General features: G+C 48.3%; 23 protein-coding genes and 2 other annotated features (1 of these 25 cut by a window edge). All 23 genes read right to left on the bottom strand.

The features are described from left to right. Nucleotides 1–16: 16 nt before the first annotated feature. Nucleotides 17–643 (bottom strand): 50S ribosomal protein L3, encoded by a 627-nt coding sequence (rplC, locus tag ACHWTJ_RS15800; protein WP_023466629.1) that lies wholly within the window; start codon nt 641–643, stop codon nt 17–19. A gap of 68 nt (nt 644–711) precedes the next feature. Then, complete coding sequence (gene rpsJ, locus ACHWTJ_RS15805) at nt 712–1,020, bottom strand: 30S ribosomal protein S10 (protein ID WP_029343090.1); 309 nt, start codon at nt 1,018–1,020, stop codon at nt 712–714. Nucleotides 1,021–1,336: 316 nt separating this feature from the next. Continuing rightward, nucleotides 1,337–2,524, bottom strand: a complete 1,188-nt coding sequence (gene tuf / locus ACHWTJ_RS15810; protein ID WP_023466627.1) for an elongation factor Tu — start codon at nt 2,522–2,524, stop codon at nt 1,337–1,339. Nucleotides 2,525–2,641: 117 nt separating this feature from the next. Continuing rightward, nucleotides 2,642–4,720: an elongation factor G gene (gene fusA, locus ACHWTJ_RS15815; protein ID WP_023466625.1), complete on the bottom strand. Its 2,079-nt coding sequence runs from the start codon at nt 4,718–4,720 to the stop codon at nt 2,642–2,644. 124 nt (nt 4,721–4,844) lie between these two features. Continuing rightward, nucleotides 4,845–5,315 carry a 30S ribosomal protein S7 gene (gene rpsG / locus ACHWTJ_RS15820; RefSeq protein WP_023466623.1) on the bottom strand — a complete coding sequence of 157 codons (471 nt, stop codon included), beginning with the start codon at nt 5,313–5,315 and terminating at the stop codon, nt 4,845–4,847. 49 nt (nt 5,316–5,364) lie between these two features. Continuing rightward, entirely contained in the window at nt 5,365–5,784 is a 420-nt protein-coding gene (rpsL, locus tag ACHWTJ_RS15825; RefSeq protein WP_023466621.1) for a 30S ribosomal protein S12, read from the bottom strand. A 125-nt stretch (nt 5,785–5,909) separates the two neighbouring features. Next, on the bottom strand, nt 5,910–6,161 hold the full coding sequence (locus ACHWTJ_RS15830; RefSeq protein ID WP_023466620.1) for a ribosomal L7Ae/L30e/S12e/Gadd45 family protein: 252 nt from the start codon (nt 6,159–6,161) through the stop codon (nt 5,910–5,912). Between the two features lie 80 nt (nt 6,162–6,241). Further along, on the bottom strand, nt 6,242–9,841 hold the full coding sequence (rpoC, locus tag ACHWTJ_RS15835) for a DNA-directed RNA polymerase subunit beta' (RefSeq protein WP_023466618.1): 3,600 nt from the start codon (nt 9,839–9,841) through the stop codon (nt 6,242–6,244). Nucleotides 9,842–9,861: 20 nt separating this feature from the next. Continuing rightward, nucleotides 9,862–13,419, bottom strand: a complete 3,558-nt coding sequence (rpoB, locus tag ACHWTJ_RS15840) for a DNA-directed RNA polymerase subunit beta (protein WP_058705179.1) — start codon at nt 13,417–13,419, stop codon at nt 9,862–9,864. Between the two features lie 231 nt (nt 13,420–13,650). Next, nucleotides 13,651–14,247 carry a class I SAM-dependent methyltransferase gene (locus ACHWTJ_RS15845; protein WP_023466614.1) on the bottom strand — a complete coding sequence of 199 codons (597 nt, stop codon included), beginning with the start codon at nt 14,245–14,247 and terminating at the stop codon, nt 13,651–13,653. Between the two features lie 82 nt (nt 14,248–14,329). Then, nucleotides 14,330–14,698 carry a 50S ribosomal protein L7/L12 gene (gene rplL, locus ACHWTJ_RS15850; protein ID WP_023466613.1) on the bottom strand — a complete coding sequence of 123 codons (369 nt, stop codon included), beginning with the start codon at nt 14,696–14,698 and terminating at the stop codon, nt 14,330–14,332. A 76-nt stretch (nt 14,699–14,774) separates the two neighbouring features. Continuing rightward, nucleotides 14,775–15,281 (bottom strand): 50S ribosomal protein L10, encoded by a 507-nt coding sequence (gene rplJ, locus ACHWTJ_RS15855; protein ID WP_023466611.1) that lies wholly within the window; start codon nt 15,279–15,281, stop codon nt 14,775–14,777. 50 nt (nt 15,282–15,331) lie between these two features. Continuing rightward, nucleotides 15,332–15,483: a sequence feature (ribosomal protein L10 leader region), on the bottom strand. 55 nt (nt 15,484–15,538) lie between these two features. Further along, on the bottom strand, nt 15,539–16,225 hold the full coding sequence (rplA, locus tag ACHWTJ_RS15860) for a 50S ribosomal protein L1 (protein WP_064300983.1): 687 nt from the start codon (nt 16,223–16,225) through the stop codon (nt 15,539–15,541). 118 nt (nt 16,226–16,343) lie between these two features. After that, on the bottom strand, nt 16,344–16,769 hold the full coding sequence (rplK, locus tag ACHWTJ_RS15865; RefSeq protein WP_023466609.1) for a 50S ribosomal protein L11: 426 nt from the start codon (nt 16,767–16,769) through the stop codon (nt 16,344–16,346). Between the two features lie 149 nt (nt 16,770–16,918). Next, nucleotides 16,919–17,470, bottom strand: coding sequence for a transcription termination/antitermination protein NusG (gene nusG, locus ACHWTJ_RS15870; RefSeq protein WP_149426605.1), 552 nt, complete (start codon nt 17,468–17,470; stop codon nt 16,919–16,921). 19 nt (nt 17,471–17,489) lie between these two features. Further along, nucleotides 17,490–17,660, bottom strand: coding sequence for a preprotein translocase subunit SecE (gene secE / locus ACHWTJ_RS15875; RefSeq protein WP_029332248.1), 171 nt, complete (start codon nt 17,658–17,660; stop codon nt 17,490–17,492). A 44-nt stretch (nt 17,661–17,704) separates the two neighbouring features. Beyond that, a complete protein-coding gene (gene rpmG, locus ACHWTJ_RS15880) occupies nt 17,705–17,851 on the bottom strand; it encodes a 50S ribosomal protein L33 (RefSeq protein ID WP_023466603.1) in 147 nt (48 codons plus the stop codon). 155 nt (nt 17,852–18,006) lie between these two features. Next, nucleotides 18,007–18,648 carry an RNA polymerase sporulation sigma factor SigH gene (gene sigH / locus ACHWTJ_RS15885; RefSeq protein WP_023469884.1) on the bottom strand — a complete coding sequence of 214 codons (642 nt, stop codon included), beginning with the start codon at nt 18,646–18,648 and terminating at the stop codon, nt 18,007–18,009. 188 nt (nt 18,649–18,836) lie between these two features. Further along, entirely contained in the window at nt 18,837–19,367 is a 531-nt protein-coding gene (locus tag ACHWTJ_RS15890) for an NYN domain-containing protein (protein ID WP_394680002.1), read from the bottom strand. Continuing rightward, a complete protein-coding gene (gene rlmB, locus ACHWTJ_RS15895; protein ID WP_394680003.1) occupies nt 19,364–20,125 on the bottom strand; it encodes a 23S rRNA (guanosine(2251)-2'-O)-methyltransferase RlmB in 762 nt (253 codons plus the stop codon). The genes ACHWTJ_RS15890 and rlmB overlap by 4 nt, the downstream gene beginning before the upstream one ends. A gap of 88 nt (nt 20,126–20,213) precedes the next feature. Next, nucleotides 20,214–20,618, bottom strand: a complete 405-nt coding sequence (locus ACHWTJ_RS15900) for a Mini-ribonuclease 3 (protein WP_294739723.1) — start codon at nt 20,616–20,618, stop codon at nt 20,214–20,216. Next, nucleotides 20,615–22,012: a cysteine--tRNA ligase gene (cysS, locus tag ACHWTJ_RS15905; RefSeq protein ID WP_223041108.1), complete on the bottom strand. Its 1,398-nt coding sequence runs from the start codon at nt 22,010–22,012 to the stop codon at nt 20,615–20,617. Before cysS ends, ACHWTJ_RS15900 begins: the two co-directional genes overlap by 4 nt. After that, a complete protein-coding gene (epsC, locus tag ACHWTJ_RS15910) occupies nt 21,966–22,667 on the bottom strand; it encodes a serine O-acetyltransferase EpsC (RefSeq protein ID WP_081637456.1) in 702 nt (233 codons plus the stop codon). Before epsC ends, cysS begins: the two co-directional genes overlap by 47 nt. 27 nt (nt 22,668–22,694) lie before the next feature. After that, nucleotides 22,695–22,835 (bottom strand) — a binding site (T-box leader) (it continues 78 nt past the right edge of the window).

The raw sequence follows: 22,835 nt of genomic DNA on the forward strand, positions 1-22,835 counted from the left end.
TTTCCTTGCAAACGGATTAGTTGCCTTTAACCGCAGTTTTGATGACAACTTGGCTCTTACGTGCGCCTGGGATAGCACCCTTGACGAGGAGTAAGCCGCGTTCTGCATCAACTTTTACGATTTCAAGGTTTTGAACAGTGATTTGCTCTCCACCCATGCGTCCAGGGAGCAATTTCCCTTTGAATACACGGTTAGGAGCAACAGGACCCATTGAACCTGGGCGACGGTGGTAACGCGAACCGTGAGCCATTGGACCACGTGATTGGTTGTGACGCTTGATTGCACCAGCGAAACCTTTACCTTTCGACGTACCTGTTACATCAACCATTTCGCCTGCAGCGAAAGTATCTGCTTTAATCTCTTGACCGATTTCGAAATCTGCTACTGATGTACGGATTTCTTTAATGAAGCGCTTAGGTGTCGCGTTTGCTTTCGCAGCGTGACCTTTTTGCGGTTTGTTTTGACGACCTTCTTTGATATCACCAAAGCCGAGTTGGACTGCTTCGTAACCGTCAACTTCCGTTGTTTTCAATTGAAGAACAACGTTACCTTCGACTGAAACGACAGTAACAGGGACGACTTCGCCTGACTCGTTGAAGATTTGTGTCATACCGAGTTTAGTTCCTAAGATTCCTTTAGCCATGAGATACACCTCCTAATATTGAATGATTTTGATCTTCTGGCTAGTATCAACTATCTATAGAAGAAAAATTAAAGTTTGATTTCGATGTCAACGCCCGATGGAAGTTCGAGACGCATAAGCGCATCAACAGTTTTCGGTGTTGGGTTAACGATGTCGATCAAACGTTTGTGTGTACGCATTTCGAACTGCTCACGAGCATCTTTATACTTGTGAACGGCACGAAGTACTGTGTAGACCGCTTTCTCCGTTGGGAGTGGGATCGGACCAGATACAGTAGCACCTGAACGTTTTGCTGTGTCGACAATCTTCTCAGCCGATTGATCAAGCACGCGGTGATCGTATGCTTTCAAACGGATCCGAATTTTTTCATTTGCCATGTTATTTCCCTCCTTTTCGCCTATTTCGTAAATAGACATTCTCCGCGGAAATTTCCACACTAGCCATGGCAATGCCGCCTGGTGTGTCATAACCTCCCGCTTCATCGCGTTGTGTTTGTGACCAACATATTCTATCATACTGAATCACCAGCAAGAATGCAAGCACTAATAAAATAGAATATGTATTCAAGTCTCTCACCACTCGCACAAACACTTTCCTCAGTATATAAGATGTCAGACCATGTTGCAAGACTGTTTTCAAAGAAATGAAAAAAGGTCTTCCGCCACGGGAGACGGAAGACCTTTGTCTTAAAAATTACTCAACGATTTCTGTAACTGATCCAGCGCCTACTGTACGGCCACCTTCACGGATTGAGAAACGAGTTTCTTTTTCAAGAGCGATTGGTGCGATGAGTTCAACAGTCATTTCGATGTTGTCCCCAGGCATAACCATTTCAGTACCTTCTGGAAGTTGAACCATACCAGTTACGTCAGTTGTACGGAAGTAGAACTGCGGGCGGTAGTTCGCGAAGAATGGCGTGTGACGGCCACCCTCTTCTTTAGAAAGAACGTAAACTTGCGCTTTGAACTTTTTGTGTGGTGTGATTGTGTTTGGTTTCGCGAGAACTTGTCCACGCTCGATGTCGTCACGTGATACACCACGGAGAAGAGCACCGATGTTGTCGCCAGCTTCAGCATAGTCAAGAAGCTTACGGAACATCTCTACGCCAGTACATACTGATTTTTTAGTTTCTTCGTGAAGACCAACGATTTCGATCTCGTCGTTGACTTTAAGAACTCCACGCTCAACGCGGCCAGTAGCAACTGTACCACGACCAGTGATTGAGAAGACATCCTCAACTGGCATCATGAAGTCTTTTTCAGTGTCACGAGTTGGTTCTGGGATGTACTCATCGACAGCTGCCATGAGTTCCATGATTTTTTCTTCCCATTTAGCTTCGCCGTTAAGCGCGCCAAGAGCAGAACCTTGGATAACTGGGAGGTCATCACCTGGGAAGTCGTACTCAGAAAGAAGCTCACGGATTTCCATTTCGACGAGCTCAAGAAGCTCTTCGTCGTCAACCATGTCAACTTTGTTCATGAATACTACGATGAAAGGAACACCTACTTGACGTGAAAGCAAGATGTGCTCACGTGTTTGTGGCATTGGACCATCTGTTGCAGAAACAACGAGGATCGCGCCGTCCATTTGTGCAGCACCAGTGATCATGTTTTTAACATAGTCAGCGTGACCTGGGCAGTCAACGTGTGCATAGTGGCGTTTTTCTGTTTCGTACTCGATGTGAGCTGTTGCGATTGTGATACCGCGCTCGCGCTCTTCTGGAGCACCATCGATTTGGTCAAACTTAGTTGCAGCTTTACCTTGTGCTTTTGCAAGTACAGCTGAGATAGCTGCTGTTAAAGTTGTTTTACCGTGGTCGACGTGGCCGATTGTACCAACGTTAACGTGCGGTTTAGAACGGTCGAATTTTTCCTTACCCATTCTGAATTCCTCCTCTATGTGTCTAATAATTTTTTATAACTAGGAAGGTGAGTCGTAAGATAACGTACACCTTCCTTAGCTTACACTAATCATAAAAGCGTGACAACCTGTGAAGGATTAGCCGTTCGCTTTTTTGATGATTTCTTCCGCAACTGATTTCGGTACTTCTTCGTAGTGATCGAAGTGCATCGAGTACGTTCCGCGACCTTGTGTGCGTGAACGAAGACCAGTAGCGTATCCGAACATTTCAGAAAGTGGAATCATTGAACGGACAACTTGAGCGTTACCGCGTGCTTCCATACCTTCTACGCGACCACGGCGTGATGTAACATCACCCATGATGTCTCCCATGTATTCGTCTGGGATGACGATTTCAACTTTCATCATTGGCTCAAGGATAACAGCGCCGCTCTTATCTTTGAGTTGTTTGACTGCCATTGAAGCCGCAACTTTAAATGCCATCTCGTTTGAGTCGACATCGTGGTACGATCCGAAGACGAGTGAAGCTTTTACGTCAACGACCGGGTAACCAGCAAGGATACCGTTTTGAAGTGCTTCTTCGATTCCGTTCTCAACCGCTGGGATGTATTCACGTGGAACAACACCACCGACGATTTTGTTGTTGAACTCGAAGCCAGCGCCTTCTTCGTTCGGCTCGAATTCTACGACGACGTGACCATACTGACCACGACCACCAGATTGACGAGCGAACTTCGAATCGATCTTCGCCGCTTGGCGGATCGTTTCACGGTAAGCTACTTGTGGAGCACCAACGTTTGCTTCGACTTTGAACTCGCGACGCATACGGTCAACGATGATGTCGAGGTGAAGCTCACCCATACCTGAGATGATCGTTTGACCAGTCTCTGGGTTTGTTTCAGTGCGGAACGTTGGATCCTCTTCAGCAAGCTTAGCAAGGGCTTGACCCATTTTATCTTGGTCAGCTTTCGTTTTTGGTTCGATAGCGACCGAGATAACTGGTTCTGGGAATGTCATTGATTCGAGAACGACGTTGTCTTTCTCTGCACAAAGCGTATCTCCAGTAGTTGTATCTTTCAAACCTACAGCTGCAGCGATGTCACCCGCGTATACCATCGGGATCTCTTCACGGCTGTTTGCGTGCATTTGAAGAATACGTCCAAGACGCTCACGTTTGCCTTTTGTTGAGTTTTTAACGTACGATCCTGCCGAAGCTGTACCAGAGTACACACGGAAGAATGTAAGTTTACCGACGTAAGGGTCAGTCATGACTTTGAACGCGAGTGCAGAGAATGGTGCTTCGTCCGAAGACTCACGCACGATTTCTTCATCCGTATCCATGTCGATACCTGAGATCGCTTTAACGTCGATTGGTGATGGGAGGTAATCGAGAACTGCGTCAAGCATAAGCTGAACACCTTTGTTCTTGAATGCCGAACCTACGAGTACAGGATAGAAGTCAACTGTCAGAGTTGCTTTACGGATAGCCGCTTTCAACTCGTCGATTGTGATTTCTTCACCCTCGAGGTATTTCATCATCAATTCTTCTTCGTAATCCGCAACTGCTTCGATCAATGATCCACGGAGTTCTTCAGCTTGATCAGCGAGATCAGCTGGGAAACCGTCAGTCACTTCGATGTCAGTTCCGAGATCGTTGCCGTACATGTATGTTTTCTGTTCGACGAGATCGATGATTCCTTTGAATTCATCTTCCGCACCGATTGGAAGTTGGATCGCGTGTGCGTTCGCTTGGAGGCGTTCGCGAAGCGTTCCGACCGAGTACAAGAAGTCTGCACCGATTTTATCCATTTTGTTAACGAAAACGATACGTGGTACGCCGTAAGTTGTAGCTTGGCGCCATACTGTCTCAGTTTGTGGCTCAACACCAGACTGAGCGTCAAGTACTGCTACCGCACCATCAAGTACGCGAAGTGAACGTTCAACCTCAACTGTGAAGTCTACGTGTCCAGGTGTATCGATGATGTTTACGCGGTTACCTTTCCATTGAGCAGTTGTTGCTGCCGATGTAATCGTGATCCCACGCTCTTGCTCTTGCTCCATCCAGTCCATTTGTGAAGCACCTTCGTGCGTTTCACCAATCTTGTGGATACGACCCGTGTAATACAGGATACGCTCAGTCGTTGTTGTTTTACCAGCATCGATGTGAGCCATGATCCCGATGTTACGAGTGTTCTTAAGGGAGAATTCTCTTGCCATCTTTAAACATTCTCCTTTCGCATTTTAGTTTAGTGGTCGTGTGTTGCCACACGTCATGACTATACCCGAAAGCCACCTCATAATTCCATTAAAAATGGCATGCATGAGGTGGTGATTTTCGGAATTACCAGCGGTAGTGAGCAAACGCTTTGTTCGCTTCCGCCATTTTGTGCATATCTTCGCGCTTCTTAACAGAAGCACCAGTGTTGTTTGCAGCGTCCATGATTTCGTTAGCAAGGCGCGCATCCATAGTTTTTTCGTTACGGAGACGTGAGTAGTTCACGAGGTAACGAAGTGCAAGTGTCGTACGACGCTCTGGGCGAACTTCGACAGGAACTTGATAGTTAGCTCCACCTACACGGCGTGCTTTAACTTCAAGAACTGGCATGATGTTGTTCATCGCTTCTTCAAAGACTTCCATTGCATCGCGACCTGAACGTTCAGCGATAGTTTCGAAAGCTTTGTATAAGATTTGTTGAGCAGTACCTTTTTTACCATCTAACATAAGACGGTTGATAAGGCGGGTAACGAGTTTAGAGTTGTAGATCGGATCAGCCATTACATCACGACGTTCTGCTTGACCTTTACGTGGCATTCCGAGTCCCTCCTTTCATATAGTGAGGTGATATCTTAAGATATCTAGATTATTTTTTAACTTTAGGACGTTTAGTACCGTATTTCGAACGACCTTGCATACGGCCGTCAACACCAGCTGTATCAAGCGCACCACGAACGATGTGGTAACGTACCCCTGGTAAGTCTTTTACACGGCCGCCGCGGATAAGAACAACACTGTGCTCTTGAAGGTTGTGGCCGATACCTGGGATGTAAGCTGTTACTTCCATTGTGTTCGTCAAACGTACACGTGCGTATTTACGAAGAGCCGAGTTCGGTTTCTTCGGAGTCATTGTACCTACACGAGTACAAACACCACGTTTTTGTGGTGAGCTGATGTCAGTACGAGCTTTAATGAAGCTGTTGTACCCTTTGTTCAGCGCTGGCGAATCTGATTTCACAACTTTTGATTGACGTCCTTTACGGACTAATTGGTTGATAGTAGGCATCTTTGAGATCCTCCCTTCCTGAATTCATGACAAATTTCAAAACCACCGAGCCGGGTGGTTCATCGAAAGTCATAATGAAACGTTTTGCGTGGCTCAGGCATTCCATCGCCACACAAAACGCATTATCAAACTTTCTTAATGGCAACAGCTGTTGCTGCGACATCGATTCCACAAGCTTTTCCAAGCTCTTGCTTAGAAGGAACATTCACGACTGGAACGTTAGCTTGTTTCGCCGCATCGAGCAATGCTTGTTTTACGTGTTCATCTGCGTCATCCGCAATGATCACTTCCGACGCCTTGCCAGATCGCAATGCTTTGAGCGTTTGCTTTTGACCGACAAACTTCAAATCTGCGCCGACTACTTTTTTGTAAGACATGAAGATATCCTCCAAAATAACACAGCCGGTTGGCAACACTATATCATAGTAGCACCGCCATACCGGCGTGTCAAGGCGTTTTATTCTACCGGAGAATCGGCTTCTACAGGTGCTTCGCCAGCTACTTCGAGATCGATCTGACGGTAACGTGACATCCCAGTACCAGCTGGAACCAACTTACCGATGATGACGTTCTCTTTCAAGCCGCGAAGGTAGTCGCTCTTCCCTTTAATCGCTGCATCCGTAAGGACACGAGTCGTTTCTTGGAACGACGCAGCCGATAGGAATGAATCTGTTTCAAGTGACGCTTTCGTGATACCGAGAAGAACTGGTTTCGCCGAAGCGAGAGCTTTCCCGTTACGGAGCGCTTCTTTACAAGCTTCCTTGAACGTGCTGATATCGACGAGCGAACCTGGTAAGAGTGAAGTCTCACCAGACTCGATGACACGTACGCGACGGATCATTTGGCGAACCATGACCTCGACGTGTTTGTCACCGATCTCAACCCCTTGCATCCGGTATACTTTTTGAACTTCTTGGAGCAAGTAGTTCTGAACGCCGGATACACCTTTAACGTTCAAGAGTTCTTTCGGATCGATCGAACCTTCCGTGAAGACTTGACCAGCTTTGACCTCGTCCCCGAGCTGAACACGTAGACGCGAACCGAATGGGATCGTGTATGTGCGTGTTTCGCTGAGTCCTTGGACCGTCAATTCACGTTTGTCACGCGATTCCGTGAAGTCGATGACTTGACCATCGATTTCCGAAATGACCGCTTGACCTTTCGGGTTACGCGCTTCGAACAACTCTTGGATACGCGGAAGACCTTGTGTGATATCGTCCCCGGCAACCCCACCTGTGTGGAAGGTACGCATTGTAAGCTGCGTTCCTGGCTCACCGATTGATTGTGCCGCGATGATACCGACAGCTTCGCCGACTTCGACGTCGTTGCCTGTAGCCAAGTTACGTCCGTAACATTTCTTACAGACACCATGGCTTGTGTTACATGTGAAGGCAGTACGGATCTCAACGTTATCGACACCAGCGTCCGTGATGGCACGCGCGAGGTCTTCATCGATGAGTTCGTTCGTTGAAACGAGGACTTCTCCTGTTTCTGGGTGAACGACGTTTTCGAATGCAGTACGGCCGACGAGACGGTCGTAGAGACTTTCGATTTCTTCCGTTCCTTCACGGAGTGCTGTGACGCGGATACCACGATCCGTTCCACAATCATCTTCACGAATGATGACGTCTTGAGCAACGTCAACAAGACGACGAGTCAGGTAACCTGAGTCAGCCGTTTTCAAGGCTGTATCGGCAAGACCTTTACGTGCACCGTGTGTTGAGATGAAGTATTCCTGTACCGTTAGACCTTCACGGAACGATGATTTGATCGGGAGCTCGATGATCCGTCCACTTGGAGCGGCCATGAGCCCACGCATACCAGCGAGCTGCGTGAAGTTCGACGCGTTACCACGGGCACCGGAGTCACTCATCATGAAGATCGGGTTGAGACGGTTGAGGGATTTCATCAGACGAGACTGAATTTCATCCTTCGCATCATTCCACGATTTAACGACGCGCTCATAGCGCTCGTCTTCTGTGATGAGACCACGACGGTACGATTTCATGACGCGATCGACATTGTCCTGCGCTTCAACAAGAATCTCTTGTTTATCCGGAAGAACGATGATGTCCGCGATCCCTACCGTGATACCGGCACGAGTCGAGTGTTTGAATCCGAGGTTTTTCATGCGGTCGAGCATGCGACTTGTTTCTGTCGTCTCAAACCGTTTGAAGACTTCCGCGATGACATTTCCAAGGAATCCTTTTTTGAACGGGTCGATAATCGGACGGTTCTTCAGTTCTGCCGCGACATCTGTTCCTTTTTCAAGGAAGTACTTGTCTGGCGTCGCTTCTTGAAGGTTCGTCATCGTTGGTTCGTTCAAGTAAGGGAACGTCGTTGGGAGGATCTCGTTGAAGATCAACTTACCGACTGTTGTAATCAATAATTTCTCGTTTTGCTCTTCCGTGAATGTCGGGTTCTTCAGAACGCCGGCTGGAATCGCAACACGTGTATGGAAGTGCGCATAACCGTTTTGGTAAGCGATGAGCGCTTCGTTCACTGTCGAGAAGATTTTACCTTCGCCGATCGCGTTTTCGCGCTCGAGCGTGAGGTAGTAGTTACCGAGGACCATATCCTGCGATGGTGTAACAACAGGTTTACCGTCTTTCGGGTTCAAGATGTTTTGTGCAGCGAGCATGAGAAGACGTGCTTCTGCTTGTGCTTCTGCCGAAAGTGGTACGTGAACCGCCATTTGGTCACCATCGAAATCGGCGTTGTATGCCGTACATACGAGTGGGTGAAGGCGAATCGCGCGTCCTTCGACGAGCGTTGGTTCGAACGCCTGGATACCGAGACGGTGAAGTGTCGGTGCACGGTTCAAGAGAACCGGATGCTCACGGATGACTTCTTCGAGGACATCCCAGATTTCAGGTTGAACGCGCTCGATTTTCCGTTTCGCACTCTTGATGTTCGGTGCGATGCCACGAGAGACGAGTTCTTTCATGACGAACGGTTTGAAGAGTTCAAGGGCCATTTCTTTTGGAAGACCACATTGATACATCTTCAAGTTTGGACCAACGACGATAACCGAACGACCAGAGTAGTCGACACGTTTACCGAGCAAGTTTTGACGGAAACGTCCTTGTTTCCCTTTCAACATGTGTGAAAGTGATTTAAGTGGACGGTTACCTGGTCCAGTGACTGGACGACCACGACGACCGTTATCGATCAAAGCATCGACTGCTTCTTGAAGCATCCGTTTTTCATTCTGAACGATGATGTTCGGAGCGCCAAGGTCAAGAAGACGCTTGAGACGGTTGTTACGGTTGATGACGCGGCGGTACAAGTCGTTCAAGTCAGACGTCGCGAAACGTCCGCCATCGAGTTGAACCATCGGACGAAGTTCCGGTGGGATGACTGGAAGTACTTCAAGCACCATCCATTCTGGATTGTTGCCTGAGTTACGGAACGCATCGAGGACTTCAAGGCGTTTGATCGCACGCGTACGACGTTGTCCTTGAATCATACGAAGCTCTTCACGTAATGCAGCGACTTCTTTATCGAGTTCTACATCACGGAGCAATTTACGAACTGCTTCCGCACCCATTTCAGCAGTGAACGAACGACCGAACTTCTCACGATATGCACGGTATTCTTTCTCTGAAAGGAGTTGTTTCTTCTCAAGTGTCGATTCGCCTGGATCTGTGACGACGTACGACGCGAAGTAGATGATCTCTTCTAACGCACGCGGTGACATGTCGAGGACGAGTCCCATACGGCTAGGAATTCCTTTGAAGTACCAAATGTGCGAAACCGGTGCTGCGAGCTCGATGTGACCCATGCGCTCACGACGGACTTTCGACTTCGTGACTTCAACGCCACAGCGGTCACAAATGATTCCTTTATAACGGATCCGTTTGTATTTACCACAGTAACATTCCCAGTCTTTTGTTGGACCAAAGATACGTTCACAGAACAAACCGTCTTTCTCCGGTTTGAGTGTACGATAGTTGATCGTCTCCGGCTTTTTCACTTCCCCGAAAGACCATGAACGGATCTTTTCGGGGGAAGCGAGGCCGATTTGCATATATTCAAATCTATTAACATCTACCAAGGGGTGGACCTCCCTTTCGCTTATTCCTCTTCAGTAACAACTGGTGCGACAGGCGCTTGAACTTCTTCGAGTGCTGGAGTCGCGTTCGGGATATTGTCCTCGTCTTCGTCGCGCATTTCGATCTCTTCATCATCAGCAGACATCATCTTGACGTCCATACCGAGTGATTGAAGCTCTTTAATGAGGACTCGGAACGATTCCGGTACGCCCGGTTGTGGTACATTCTCACCTTTGACGATTGCTTCGTACGCTTTAACACGACCGATCGTGTCATCCGACTTGATTGTAAGGATCTCTTGGAGCGTGTAGGCTGCGCCGTATGCTTCAAGTGCCCATACTTCCATCTCACCGAAACGCTGACCACCGAACTGGGCTTTACCACCGAGCGGTTGTTGTGTAACGAGTGAGTATGGTCCTGTCGAACGTGCGTGAAGTTTATCATCGACCATGTGAGCAAGTTTAATCATATACATGACACCGACAGAGATGCGGTTATCGAACGCTTCACCCGAACGACCATCATAAAGGACAGTCTTCGCGTCGCGATCCATACCTGCTTCTTCAATCGTTGCCCAAACATCTTCCTCACGCGCACCATCGAATACTGGTGATGCGACTTTGATGCCGAGTTGACGTGCTGCCATCCCGAGGTGAAGCTCGAGCAACTGCCCGATGTTCATCCGTGATGGAACCCCAAGTGGGTTCAACATGATGTCAATTGGTGTACCGTCTGGCATATACGGCATGTCTTCTTCTGGAAGGATACGCGAGATAACACCTTTGTTACCGTGACGACCCGCCATTTTGTCACCCTCGTGAATCTTACGCTTCTGAACGATGTAAGCACGAATCAACTGGTTGACACCAGGTGAGAGCTCGTCCCCATTATCGCGGTCGAAGATTTTGACGTCGAGGATGATTCCATCACCACCGTGTGGTACACGGAGAGATGTATCACGGACTTCACGTGCTTTTTCACCGAAGATTGCATGAAGAAGACGTTCTTCCGCTGTCAATTCCGTTACACCCTTCGGCGTAACTTTACCGACGAGGATATCGCCGTCCTTGACTTCCGCACCGACACGGATGATTCCGCGATCGTCGAGGTTTTTCAAGGCATCATCACCGACGTTCGGAATATCACGTGTGATTTCTTCCGGTCCGAGTTTCGTATCACGCGACTCACATTCGTATTCTTCAATGTGGATCGATGTGTAGACGTCGTCTTTAACAAGACGCTCACTCATGATGACAGCATCCTCATAGTTGTAACCATCCCATGTCATGAAACCGACGAGTACGTTACGACCAAGCGCAAGTTCCCCACCGTCCATCGATGGACCATCTGCAAGGATCTCGCCTTTATCGACTGGGTCGCCTGCTTTGATGATTGGTTTTTGGTTATAACACGTTCCTTGGTTAGAACGGATGAATTTTTGAATCTTGTAACGATCGAGTTCACCTTCAACGATGTTGCCATCGACTTCCGTCGTACGACGGACAAGGATTTCACGCGCCGTGACACGCTCAGCGATCCCTGCGTGCTTCGCAACGACAGCGGCTCCTGAGTCTTTCGCAGACACGTACTCCATTCCTGTACCGACAATCGGAGATTCCGGGTTCAGAAGTGGGACGGCCTGACGTTGCATGTTCGCTCCCATGAGGGCACGGTTCGAGTCATCGTTCTCAAGGAACGGGATACAAGCCGTTGCGGCAGATACAACCTGCTTCGGCGAAACGTCCATGTAATCGACACGTGCTGGTTCGACAGACAAGTTTTGTCCACGGAAACGTGAAAGGACGTGTGAATCTTTGAACGTCTTCTCTTCCGTCAACAACATGTTTGCCTGTGCGACGACGTAGAGATCCTCTTCGTCAGCAGTCATGTAGTGGATTTCATCCGTGACGACGCCCGTTTCCGGATCCACACGACGATATGGCGCTTCGATGAAGCCGTACTCATTGACCTTCGCGTACGAAGACAACGAGTTGATCAAACCAATGTTTGGTCCCTCTGGCGTTTCGATCGGACACATACGGGAATAGTGCGAGTAGTGTACGTCACGAACTTCGAAACCAGCGCGCTCACGTGTCAAACCACCCGGTCCGAGTGCTGAAAGACGACGTTTGTGCGTCAATTCCGCAAGCGGGTTCGTTTGGTCCATGAACTGAGACAACTGCGAGCTACCGAAGAACTCTTTAATCGATGCGATAACTGGACGAATGTTGATCAATGCCTGTGGCGTGATCGCATTCTGATCCTGAATCGACATCCGCTCCTTAACGACACGTTCCATCCGTGAGAGACCGATCCGGAATTGGTTCTGGAGCAGCTCACCGACTGAACGGAGACGACGGTTACCAAGGTGGTCGATATCGTCTGTCGTACCGACTTCATGCAACAAGTTGAAGAAGTAGTTGATGGCAGCAATCATGTCAGCAGGCGTGATGTGCTTGATGTCACGATCGATGTTACCGTTACCGATGATATTGATGATGCGTTCACCTTCAGCATCGTCCGGTGCGAACACCTTGATTGACTGTAAGTTGAAAGCCTCACCCTGCGTCACGCCGCCAGTAGGCGTCGCTTCGATGTAACCAACGGATCCTTCGAGGAATGGAAGAACTTTATCGAGCATACGACGATCAAGGACCGTTCCTGCTTCCGCGATGACTTCACCTGTCTCAGGATCAACAAGCGTTTCCGCAAGTTTTTGACCGAAGAGACGGTTCTTAAGATGAAGCTTTTTATTGATTTTATAACGACCAACGTTTGCCAAATCATAACGTTTCGGGTCAAAGAAGCGCGACACGAGCAACGCTTTTGCGTTTTCGACTGTCGGCGGCTCTCCCGGACGTAGACGCTCATAAATCTCGATGAGGGCTTTTTCCGTTGATTCCGTATTATCTTTTTCAAGTGAATTCCGGAGGTACTCATCATCACCGAGAAGATCGATGATTTCCTGATCCGTACCGAAACCAAGAGCACGTAAAAGAACCGTTACTGGAATCTTACGCGTGCGATCAATGCGAACATAAACGATGTCTTTCGCGTCTGTCTCGAGCTCGAGCCATGCACCACGGTTTGGGATGACTGTCGCGGAGAATCCACGCTTACCGTTCTTATCTAACTTATTGTTGTAATAAACACTTGGCGAACGAACAAGCTGCGAAACGATTACGCGCTCCGCTCCATTGATGATGAATGTTCCCGACTCCGTCATAAGCGGGAAGTCACCCATGAAGACTTCTTGTTCTTTCAATTCACCCGTCTCTTTATTTTGAAGACGGACTTTAACGCGTAGTGGTGCCGAATAGGTCACGTCGCGCTCTTTCGATTCATCGATCGAATACTTCGGCTCTCCGAGCGAGTAGTCGATGAATTCTAATACGAGATTCCCTGTGAAATCGGAAATCGGCGAAATGTCATGAAACATCTCACGAAGACCTTCCCGCAGGAACCACTCATACGAATTCGTTTGAATCTCGATTAAGTTTGGAAGTTCCAATACTTCGCTGATACGTGCATAGCTTCTTCTCTGACGGTGACGACCGTACTGAACAAGTTGACCAGTCAACTGATTCACCTCTCAGACCCACTTCTTCTTATAGAGAAGGACGGGTGTAATATCGAACATTGAAGCCATTTTTTGATTGATAAGCGCAAAAAAGCGACGTCTTGTCTACTCAATCATCTGTAGTCGAGAACGCCAGCTGCTTTCAAACATCTTATCCAAAAATCACTCCAATGGCATTTTATAATACTATCATAGACACAACATGCGGTCAACGACAAATCCTTCGATTTGTCAAGACCGAATTGATTTAAATATCGAGTACCCTTTATCGCGGGTAACTGTCTCACACATACCGAATACGTCTTCCATCAATTTCTTCGCTGATGGTCCACCTTGTTTCTTTTGAATGACGACCCAAAGCTCGCCGCCGACGACAAGGTGATCATACGCTTCCCGGAGAATACGATGGACGACCGTTTTTCCCGCCCGAATCGGTGGATTCGTCACGATCGCTGCGAATGTCGATTCGCCTACCCCATCATACCCGTCACTCACACCGGTCGTCACGGAAACACCGTTCGCGCGCGCATTGTCTGCCGCTAGTTCGAGCGCCCGTTCATTGACATCGATCAAGTGTGCCGGACGACCCGTCGACTTCGAAAGCGCGATGCCCATCGGTCCGTATCCGCAACCGACATCCAAGATGTCTCCCGCTACAGCCGGTTCCGTGAATGCCTCGATCAACAGACGGGAACCAAAATCGATTCCGTTCTTCGAAAAGACACCATGGTCCGATGTAAAGCGGAGCGTCTGACCACGCAGAACATATTCCCACGTCTTCGGATCTCGTTTCGATGAAGGGTCATTCGTATAATAATGATCCGCCATGTTTCCTTCCCCTCTCATGTAAAAGATGAAAACAAAAGAAGCTCGCAATGCGAGCTTCTCTTGTTTCTACGGAAGAAGAAAATTACTTAACTTCTACAGTAGCGCCAGCTTCTTCAAGCTTAGCTTTCATTGCTTCAGCGTCTTCTTTCGAAACGCCTTCTTTAACTGGTGCTGGAGTTCCGTCTACGAGAGCTTTCGCTTCTTTAAGACCGAGACCAGTCAATTCGCGAACTGCTTTGATGACGTTGATTTTACCAGATCCAGCGTTAGTAAGGATAACGTCGAATTCAGTTTGCTCTTCAGCTGCTGCGCCTGCGCCAGCACCTGCAACTGCTACTGGAGCTGCTGCTGATACGCCGAATTCTTCTTCGATTGTTTTTACGAGTTCGTTAAGTTCAAGAACAGTCATGCCCTTGAGGTCTTCGATAAATTGCTCTTTGTTGAAAGCCATTATGGTTTTCCTCCTTTGATTTAGCCCACGTTGGGGTGTGAAAATTGTGTTGGTTGCCTATCCCGCTAAGCAGAAATTAAGCAGATTGTTCTTCTTTTTGCTCTGCGATTGCGTTCGTTGCCACCGCGAGTCCACGGATTGGCGCTTGAAGCACGCTGAGGAGCATCGAAAGGAGACCTTCGCGTGATGGAAGTTCCGCAAGGGCTTTGACATCTTCTACTGAAGTGACTTTGCCTTCGATGATACCACCTTTAAGTTCGAGAGCCTTGTGCGTTTTAGCGAAGTCGTTCAAGATCTTAGCTGGCGCGATAACGTCTTCATTGCTGAAGGCGATCGCACTAGGACCTGTGAAGACTTCATCAAGACCTTCGAGGTTGCTTTGAACTGCCGCGCGGCGGAGGAGACCGTTTTTGTAAACTTTGAATTCAACGCCCGCTTCGCGGAGTTGTTTACGAAGTTCAGTGACTTCTTCTACTGTGAGACCACGGTAGTCGACGACAACTGTTCCTGCGCTCGCTTGGAGTTTCTCAGCGATCTCAGATACGAGATCCGCTTTGACAGCGATAACTTTTTCGTTTGCCATTTCTGTTGCACCTCCTGGTAGATGAAATGTACCGGTGCGAGGGGCTGCTCGATTTCAAATAAAAAGCCTCCGTCTGCAGAGCAGAGGAGGCGTAATCGTCAAAAAGGATACCTGAACAAACAGGCTCTCTGAGCAAGAACACCTCGGAAGGATTTATGCCCATGTGAGCACCTTCTGTCTACGGTATGTCGAAATATATCAACGTTTTATACTGTAACAGCGTTCTTAGAACGTTGTCAAGTTCGTTTTAGACGAAATTATTTCGCGAAGTCAGCTGAAGATACTTTTACACCAGGACCCATTGTAGAAGCGATCGCGATGTTCTTAAGGTATACACCTTTAGCAGTAGCAGGCTTAACTTTTACGAGAGTTTCGATAACTGTGTTGATGTTATCAACGAGTTTCTCGTTATCGAATGATTTTTTACCGACAGGAACGTGGATGTTACCTGATTTGTCGACACGGTACTCAACTTTACCAGCTTTGATATCGTTGATTGCTTTTGTGACGTCAAATGTAACTGTACCTGTTTTCGGGTTTGGCATGAGGCCTTTTGGTCCGAGAACGCGACCAAGTTTACCAACTTCACCCATCATGTCTGGTGTCGCGACGATAACGTCGAAGTCGAACCATCCTTGTTGGATTTTGTTGATGTACTCAGCATCACCAGCGTAATCTGCTCCAGCAGCTTCCGCTTCTTTTAATTTCTCACCTTTCGCGAAGACGAGAACTTTTTGTGTTTTACCAGTACCGTGTGGCAATACGACTGCTCCACGGATTTGTTGGTCTGCTTTCTTCGGATCTACTCCGAGACGAACAGCCAATTCGATAGTCTCATCGAATTTCGCAGTTGCAGATTTTTTAGTCAAATCTACAGCTTCTGCGAGTTCGTATGAAACCGTACGATCGATAAGTTTAGCAGCTTCTTTGTACTTCTTACCCATTTTAGGTTCCTCCTTTGTGGTTGTGCGGAAAATCCTCCCACATAATGAAAGGGTAGCAGGCTTCAAGAAACTATCCGCCTGCGACCCTCATCGTTGTTCATGGTAATCAAAAAGACAATTAGTCTTCGATTACGATACCCATAGAACGTGCAGTACCTTCAACCATCAACATTGCTGTTTCAACAGATGATGCGTTAAGGTCTGGCATTTTTGTTTCAGCGATTTCACGAACTTTGTCACGTTTGACAGTCGCTACTTTCTTACGGTTCGGTTCACCTGAACCACTCTCAATTCCAGCTGCTTTCTTCAAGAGAACTGCTGCTGGAGGAGTTTTAGTGATGAATGTGAATGAACGATCTTCAAAAACCGTGATGACTACAGGGATAATCAAGCCGGCTTGGTCTTGTGTACGAGCGTTGAACTCTTTACAGAAGCCCATGATGTTCACACCTGCTTGACCGAGTGCCGGTCCAACTGGTGGAGCTGGGTTTGCTTTGCCCGCAGGAATTTGAAGTTTTACGAGTTTCATAACCTTCTTCGCCACGAGACACACCTCCTTAATTCTTTAATGTGGTTTAATTGGACGTTGCGCGTCCTCCCACTCATTCTATTCGACGAGTTATTTATCGAAATAAGCACAACATCAAACACGAAAAATTGTATCATTAAAACAAAACATTCGCAATAGGAAACTTAGTCGATTTTATCGACCTGTGCGAAATCAAGCTCGACCTTCGTTTCGCGACCGAACATATCAACAGAGACTTTCATCTTCTCAGTATCTGTATCAAGCTCCTCGATCGTACCTTCGAGATTTTCGAAAGCCCCTTCTTTGATTCGGACGATTTGTCCGAGTGAGAAGTCGTAACGGCTCTTCAGATCAACGAGACCCATTGATCCAAGGATGTTTTCTGCTTCTTCCGGAAGGAGTGGTGTCGGTTTTGAACCGCCGCCTACTGATCCGAGGAAGCCCGTGACGTTCGGAGTGTTCCGGACGACATACCAAGAATCATCCGTCATGACCATCTCGACGAGGACATACCCCGGGAAGATCTTGACTTCACGTTCTTTGATTTTCGTTTCTCCCTTTTTGTTCGTTACTTCTTCTTGTACCGTTTCAATCGGAACGAGTACACGGAAGATTTTTTCGTCCATGTTCATGGATTCAATCCGACGTTCAAGGTTCGCCTTGACGTTGTTTTCGAATCCGGAATACGTTTGGACGACAAACCATTGTTTCTCCATGGTAGGCCACCTCTTCTTTTTACTTAATCAACCAGCTCATCAATGCGCTAAGCCCTGAATCGATACCGAAGATGAAGACACCCATAAAGATCACCATACCGATGACCGTCAATGTGTATTTCGTCAGCTCTTTTCGTTTTGGCCAGCTCGTCTTTTTCAATTCATTCCATACGTCACGCAAAAATTTCATCGTACTTTCCCTCCAGGATGTAATAAATCGGGACAGATGAAGCCTTATTTCGCTTCTTTATGAATCGTATGCGCGTTACAACGACGGCAGAATTTCTTCAATTCCAAGCGGACAGTGACGTCCTCTTTTTTCATCGTCGTATAGTCGCGGGCACCGCAATTATCACAAGCAAGGCCTACTTTCTTCGCCATCTCAAAGTCCTCCTTCTTTGCCACTCTTCTCTTCTGTTAAGGTGCTTTCTTTCCGAAAAAGAGCGTAAAAAAAAACGCCTATGAGCGGCGTCTCGCTAGTAAGGCGCTAGTTATACAGTAGCATAGGAAGGGATTACGGTCAATCTACCTCTCTGTTAGACCGTCATCTTTCGTGCTTCGAGGTAGCGTTCAAGCTTCCGTTTGACGCGTTGCAAAGCATTATCGATCGATTTAACGTGACGATCGAGGTCGTCGGAGATTTCTTGATACGTCCGTCCATCGAGATAGAGCGCGAGGACTTTCCGTTCGAGATCACTCAGAATCTCCTCCATCTTCGATTCGATGTCTGCGTATTCTTCTCGGTTGACGATCAAGATTTGTGGATCAGAAGGTGCTGTCGACGTGATGATATCCAGTAGCGTCCGCTCTGATTCATCATCATAGATCGGTTTATCGAGCGAGATGTACGAGTTCAACGGAATATGTTTCTGACGTGTTGCTGTCTTAATCGCAGTAATCATCTGTCGCGTGATGCATAATTCGGCAAATCCTTTAAACGAGGCGAGCTTATCCGTTCGGTAATCTCGTACCGCTTTATAGAGACCAATCATTCCTTCTTGAATGATATCTTCTCGGTCTGCCCCAATCAAAAAATAAGAACGGGCTTTGGCGCGTACGAAATTTCGATACCGCTCGATCAAAAATTCGAGCGCATCGCTGTTATCGAACTCTTTCGCTTGTTCTACAAGCGCTTCATCGGTCATGCACTCAAACTGGTCGAACGAAACCAAACTCATCCTGTATCCCTCCAAGCATCATTGACGAATAGTTCAATTGTTTTTAATTATACAATAATTACCTATCGTACGACAATGAAAATTGGCATGACCTCTTTTGTTGTATCCAAAATGTATCTTTTCTATAAAAAAACCACCGTTCTTCCGAATGAAGGAGAACGGTGGATCGCTCATGCGAATGGTTCATATCATATATCCGAATTCTTTCGTCGACGAATCGCTTCGAGACGAGCAATGACGTCTTCCGGTAAGTCAATCTTCGAGCGCGGTTGAGCTGCTGTCTTCGCAGACGTCGTCTGTTGCTTGATGACGGCAACTGCCGCTTTCCATTCACGTCTAAGTTCCTGCGCCGATATACGAAGTGCTCCGAGTGTGAAGATGACCCACTGCTCCGTGTAATCATTCGTTGCTACCGTCAGCTTGACTCGGATGTCCTGTAACCAATCAGCAGCTGTCTTTTCAATCCATTCATCTGCCGTTTCGTTCTCCCGTGTATAGACGATATCGATTCCACTTTTTTGCATCCGTGATTCACGGCCCGGTTGCAGATACGCGTCAAAGACGATCGTGACGCTGATTCCTGTAACGGCTTGGTACTCTGCCATCGCATGAATCAACCGTTCCCGCGCTAATTCAAAATCTTGCTCCCGCAACGTCCGAAATTCCGGCCATGCACCAATGATATTGTAGCCATCTACGATGAGGCGATCATACTTCATCGCGCATACGGCTTTCTAGTCCGGTAGACTTCATATAATAATAGCGAAGCGGCAACCGATGCGTTAAGTGACGTGACATGTCCTGCCATCGGGAGGTGGACGAGGAAGTCACATTTTTCACGGACGAGCCGGCTCATTCCTTTTCCTTCACTGCCAATGACGATTCCGAGCGGCATCGTCCCATCGAGTGTCCGGTAGTCGTCACTTTCACGTGCATCCGTTCCGACGAACCAGATGCCTTGTTTCTTTAAATCCTCCATCGTCCGCGCGAGGTTCGTCACACGAACGACCGGGATATGTTCGATTGCGCCTGTTGACGCCTTCGCGACGACTTGCGTCAATCCGACTGACCGACGCTTCGGAATGATGATCCCGTGTGCCCCAACAGCATCTGCCGTCCGCAAGATCGATCCGAGGTTATGTGGATCCTCGAGTTCATCAAGCATGATCAAGAGCGGTGTTTCATCCTTTTGACGTGCGAGTTCGAAGATGTCTTCCATCTCAGCGTACTCATACGCAGCAACCGCTGCGACGACACCTTGATGATTTTCCGTTCCAGCTAAACCGGTTAACCGCGAACGCGGGACGAGCTGAATTTGAATCCCTGCTTCCTGCGCCATCGAATGGATGACGGCAAGCGGTCCTTTGTGTTGTCCTTCCTGTAAGAACAGCTTGTTCATCTCTCGTCCACTCCGTAATGCTTCTAGGACCGGATTACGACCTGACAAGAAATCTTGTCCTTCTTCGAGCGGTTCGATCGCGACGGGCTGTTCCTTGACCGGAGTGGCTTTTCGTTTCTCTTGTGCTGGGCGCTGTGCCTTCGTTTTTGGCTTCGCACCGGTTGCCTTAGGATTCGTCTGTTTTTTCGGCTTCGAGTAGTTCGAACGCTTGTCCGATGAGTTCTTCAAGGCGATCCCCTCCTTCTGAAAGATAAATATAACCGAGCAATGCTTCAAATGCTGTCGCGTAGCGATACGTGTGGACGTCCGTGCTCTTCGGGACAGAACCGGATTTCGCGTTCTTTCCGCGCCGAACGACCGCTGCCTCTTCTTCCGTCAACGCATCCGTATTCAACCAGTGCGTCACGACCGTCGCTTGTGCTTGTGCCCGAACATACCGGACAGCTGCTCTATGCAACTCGCCCGGCTTCACATAACCTTGTTCGAGCAATCGCTCCCGCACACGAATCTCATAGACGACATCGCCCATGTACGCTAACGCGAGTGCATTCAGTTGTTTATAGTTCTTCATCCGCGCTTCCACCGCATCCCTTGCGCTGTGTCTTCGAGCAGGATCCCTTGATCACGCAGCTGATCGCGGATTGCGTCCGCTCGTGCGAAGTCACGATTTTGACGGGCTGTGTTCCGCTCTTCGATCAACTGTTCGACTTCTTCATCGAGTAAGCCTTTGTCGACTGTCAACGTGACACCGAGGACATCTGATAATTCCGAGAAGAGTGCGAGGAACTGTTCGAGCACCTGTTTCGACACATGTGCTTCTCCGAGGTACAAGTTGGCTTCTTTCGAGAGATCGAATAAATCCGTCACAGCGTTCGCTGTATTGAAATCATCATCCATCGATGTGATGAAATGTTCCTTGATCGCCGCTAGACGATTCAACCACTTCTCGTCACCTGTTCCGAGATCAGCCGTCATGTCAAGACGGTGTTCGATGTTTGCGACCGACTCCCGAATCCGCGCGAGACCGTTCGCTGCTTGATCGATCAGTTCCCGACTATAGTTGATCGGGTGACGATACTGAACCGATAACATGAAGAACCGTAACACCATCGGATCGACCGCTTGGATCGCTTCATGGACTGTCAGGAAGTTACCGAGCGACTTCGACATCTTCTCGTTTTCGATGTTCAAGAACCCGTTATGCATCCAGTAGTTCGCGAACTTCTTCGAGTTGCATGCTTCCGACTGGGCGATCTCATTCTCATGATGCGGGAACTTCAAGTCTTGTCCACCAGCATGAATGTCGATCGTCTCCCCGAGATATTTCTTCGCCATCGCCGAGCACTCGATGTGCCAGCCTGGTCGTCCTTCGCCCCATGGACTCGTCCATGCCGGCTCCCCTGGTTTTGCTGCTTTCCAGAGCACAAAATCAAGTGGATCTTCTTTTTTCTCTCCAACTTCAATTCGTGCGCCTGCGCGCAATTCATCAATCGACTGTTGGCTCAATTGTCCATAATCATCGAAGCTACGCGTCCGGAAGTAGACATCTCCGCTCGATGCGTAGGCATTGCCTTTTTCGACGAGAACTTCGATGAAGGCGATGATATCGTCCATCGTTTCCGTGACGAGCGGATGGATATCCGCTTTTTGGACATTCAAGGCACCCGTGTCCGCGTGATACGCCTCGATGAAACGTTTCGTCAACGCATGATAGTCTTCTCCGAGTTCGTTCGCTGTCCGGATGATCTTATCGTCGACGTCCGTGAAGTTCGAGACATATTTGACTTCATATCCGCGGTATGTGAAGTAGCGGCGGACCGTATCGAAGACGATGGCTGGACGTGCGTTCCCGATATGAATGTAGTTGTAAACAGTCGGGCCACAGACATACATCTTGACCTTTCCTTCTTCTAATGGTTTAAATGGTTCCTTTTTTCCGGTCATGCTGTTGTACAGTTGAATCATGACGTCGCCCTCCTTTAATCCGTTCAATTTCTTGTTTTAATACTTCTAGTTCCATTTCAATCCGCTCTTGGCATTCGCTGACCGGATCCGGGAAACGATGATCAAGTGGTGCTTCGACCTTCATGCCGTCTTGAATGACGACACGTCCCGGAATGCCGACGACGGTCGCATTTGGAGGAACGTGTTTTAAGACGACGGAACTGGCACCGATTTTCGAGTATGCCCCGATCGTGATATCACCAAGGACACGGGCACCGGCAGAGACAAGTACACCGTCTTCAATCGTCGGATGACGCTTTCCTGTTTCTTTCCCCGTTCCGCCGAGCGTCACGCCTTGAAACAACGTGACGTCATCACCAATGATCGTCGTCTCACCAATGACGACACCCATCCCGTGGTCGATAAAGAATCGGCGTCCGATCGTTGCTCCTGGATGAATCTCGATGCCTGTCAAAAAGCGACTGAACTGCGAAATCAATCGACCGAGCAAGCGGAACTTCGCGTTCCAGAGTCGATGGGCCAGGCGATGCATCCAAATCGCATGTAAGCCCGGGTATGTCAAAATGACTTCTAACGTGCTGCGGGCAGCTGGATCTTGCTCAAACACATTGCGGATATCTTCTCGTATCCGTGTCATATACGTTCTCCTCTCCATAAGAAAAAGCGCCTCCATGCATTGCTGCACAGAGACGCTAACGAAGCGCGGTCCCACTCTGTTTGGACGATTGACTCGTCCCTCTCGACGTCCGTTAACGCCGGAGATACGTCTGCGCCTACTCTCACGGATTTCGGGCAGCACTCAGAGGGGCATTTCATGATTCGC

The organism is uncultured Exiguobacterium sp., from assembly GCF_964277885.1.
Lineage (GTDB): Bacteria > Bacillota > Bacilli > Exiguobacteriales > Exiguobacteriaceae > Exiguobacterium_A.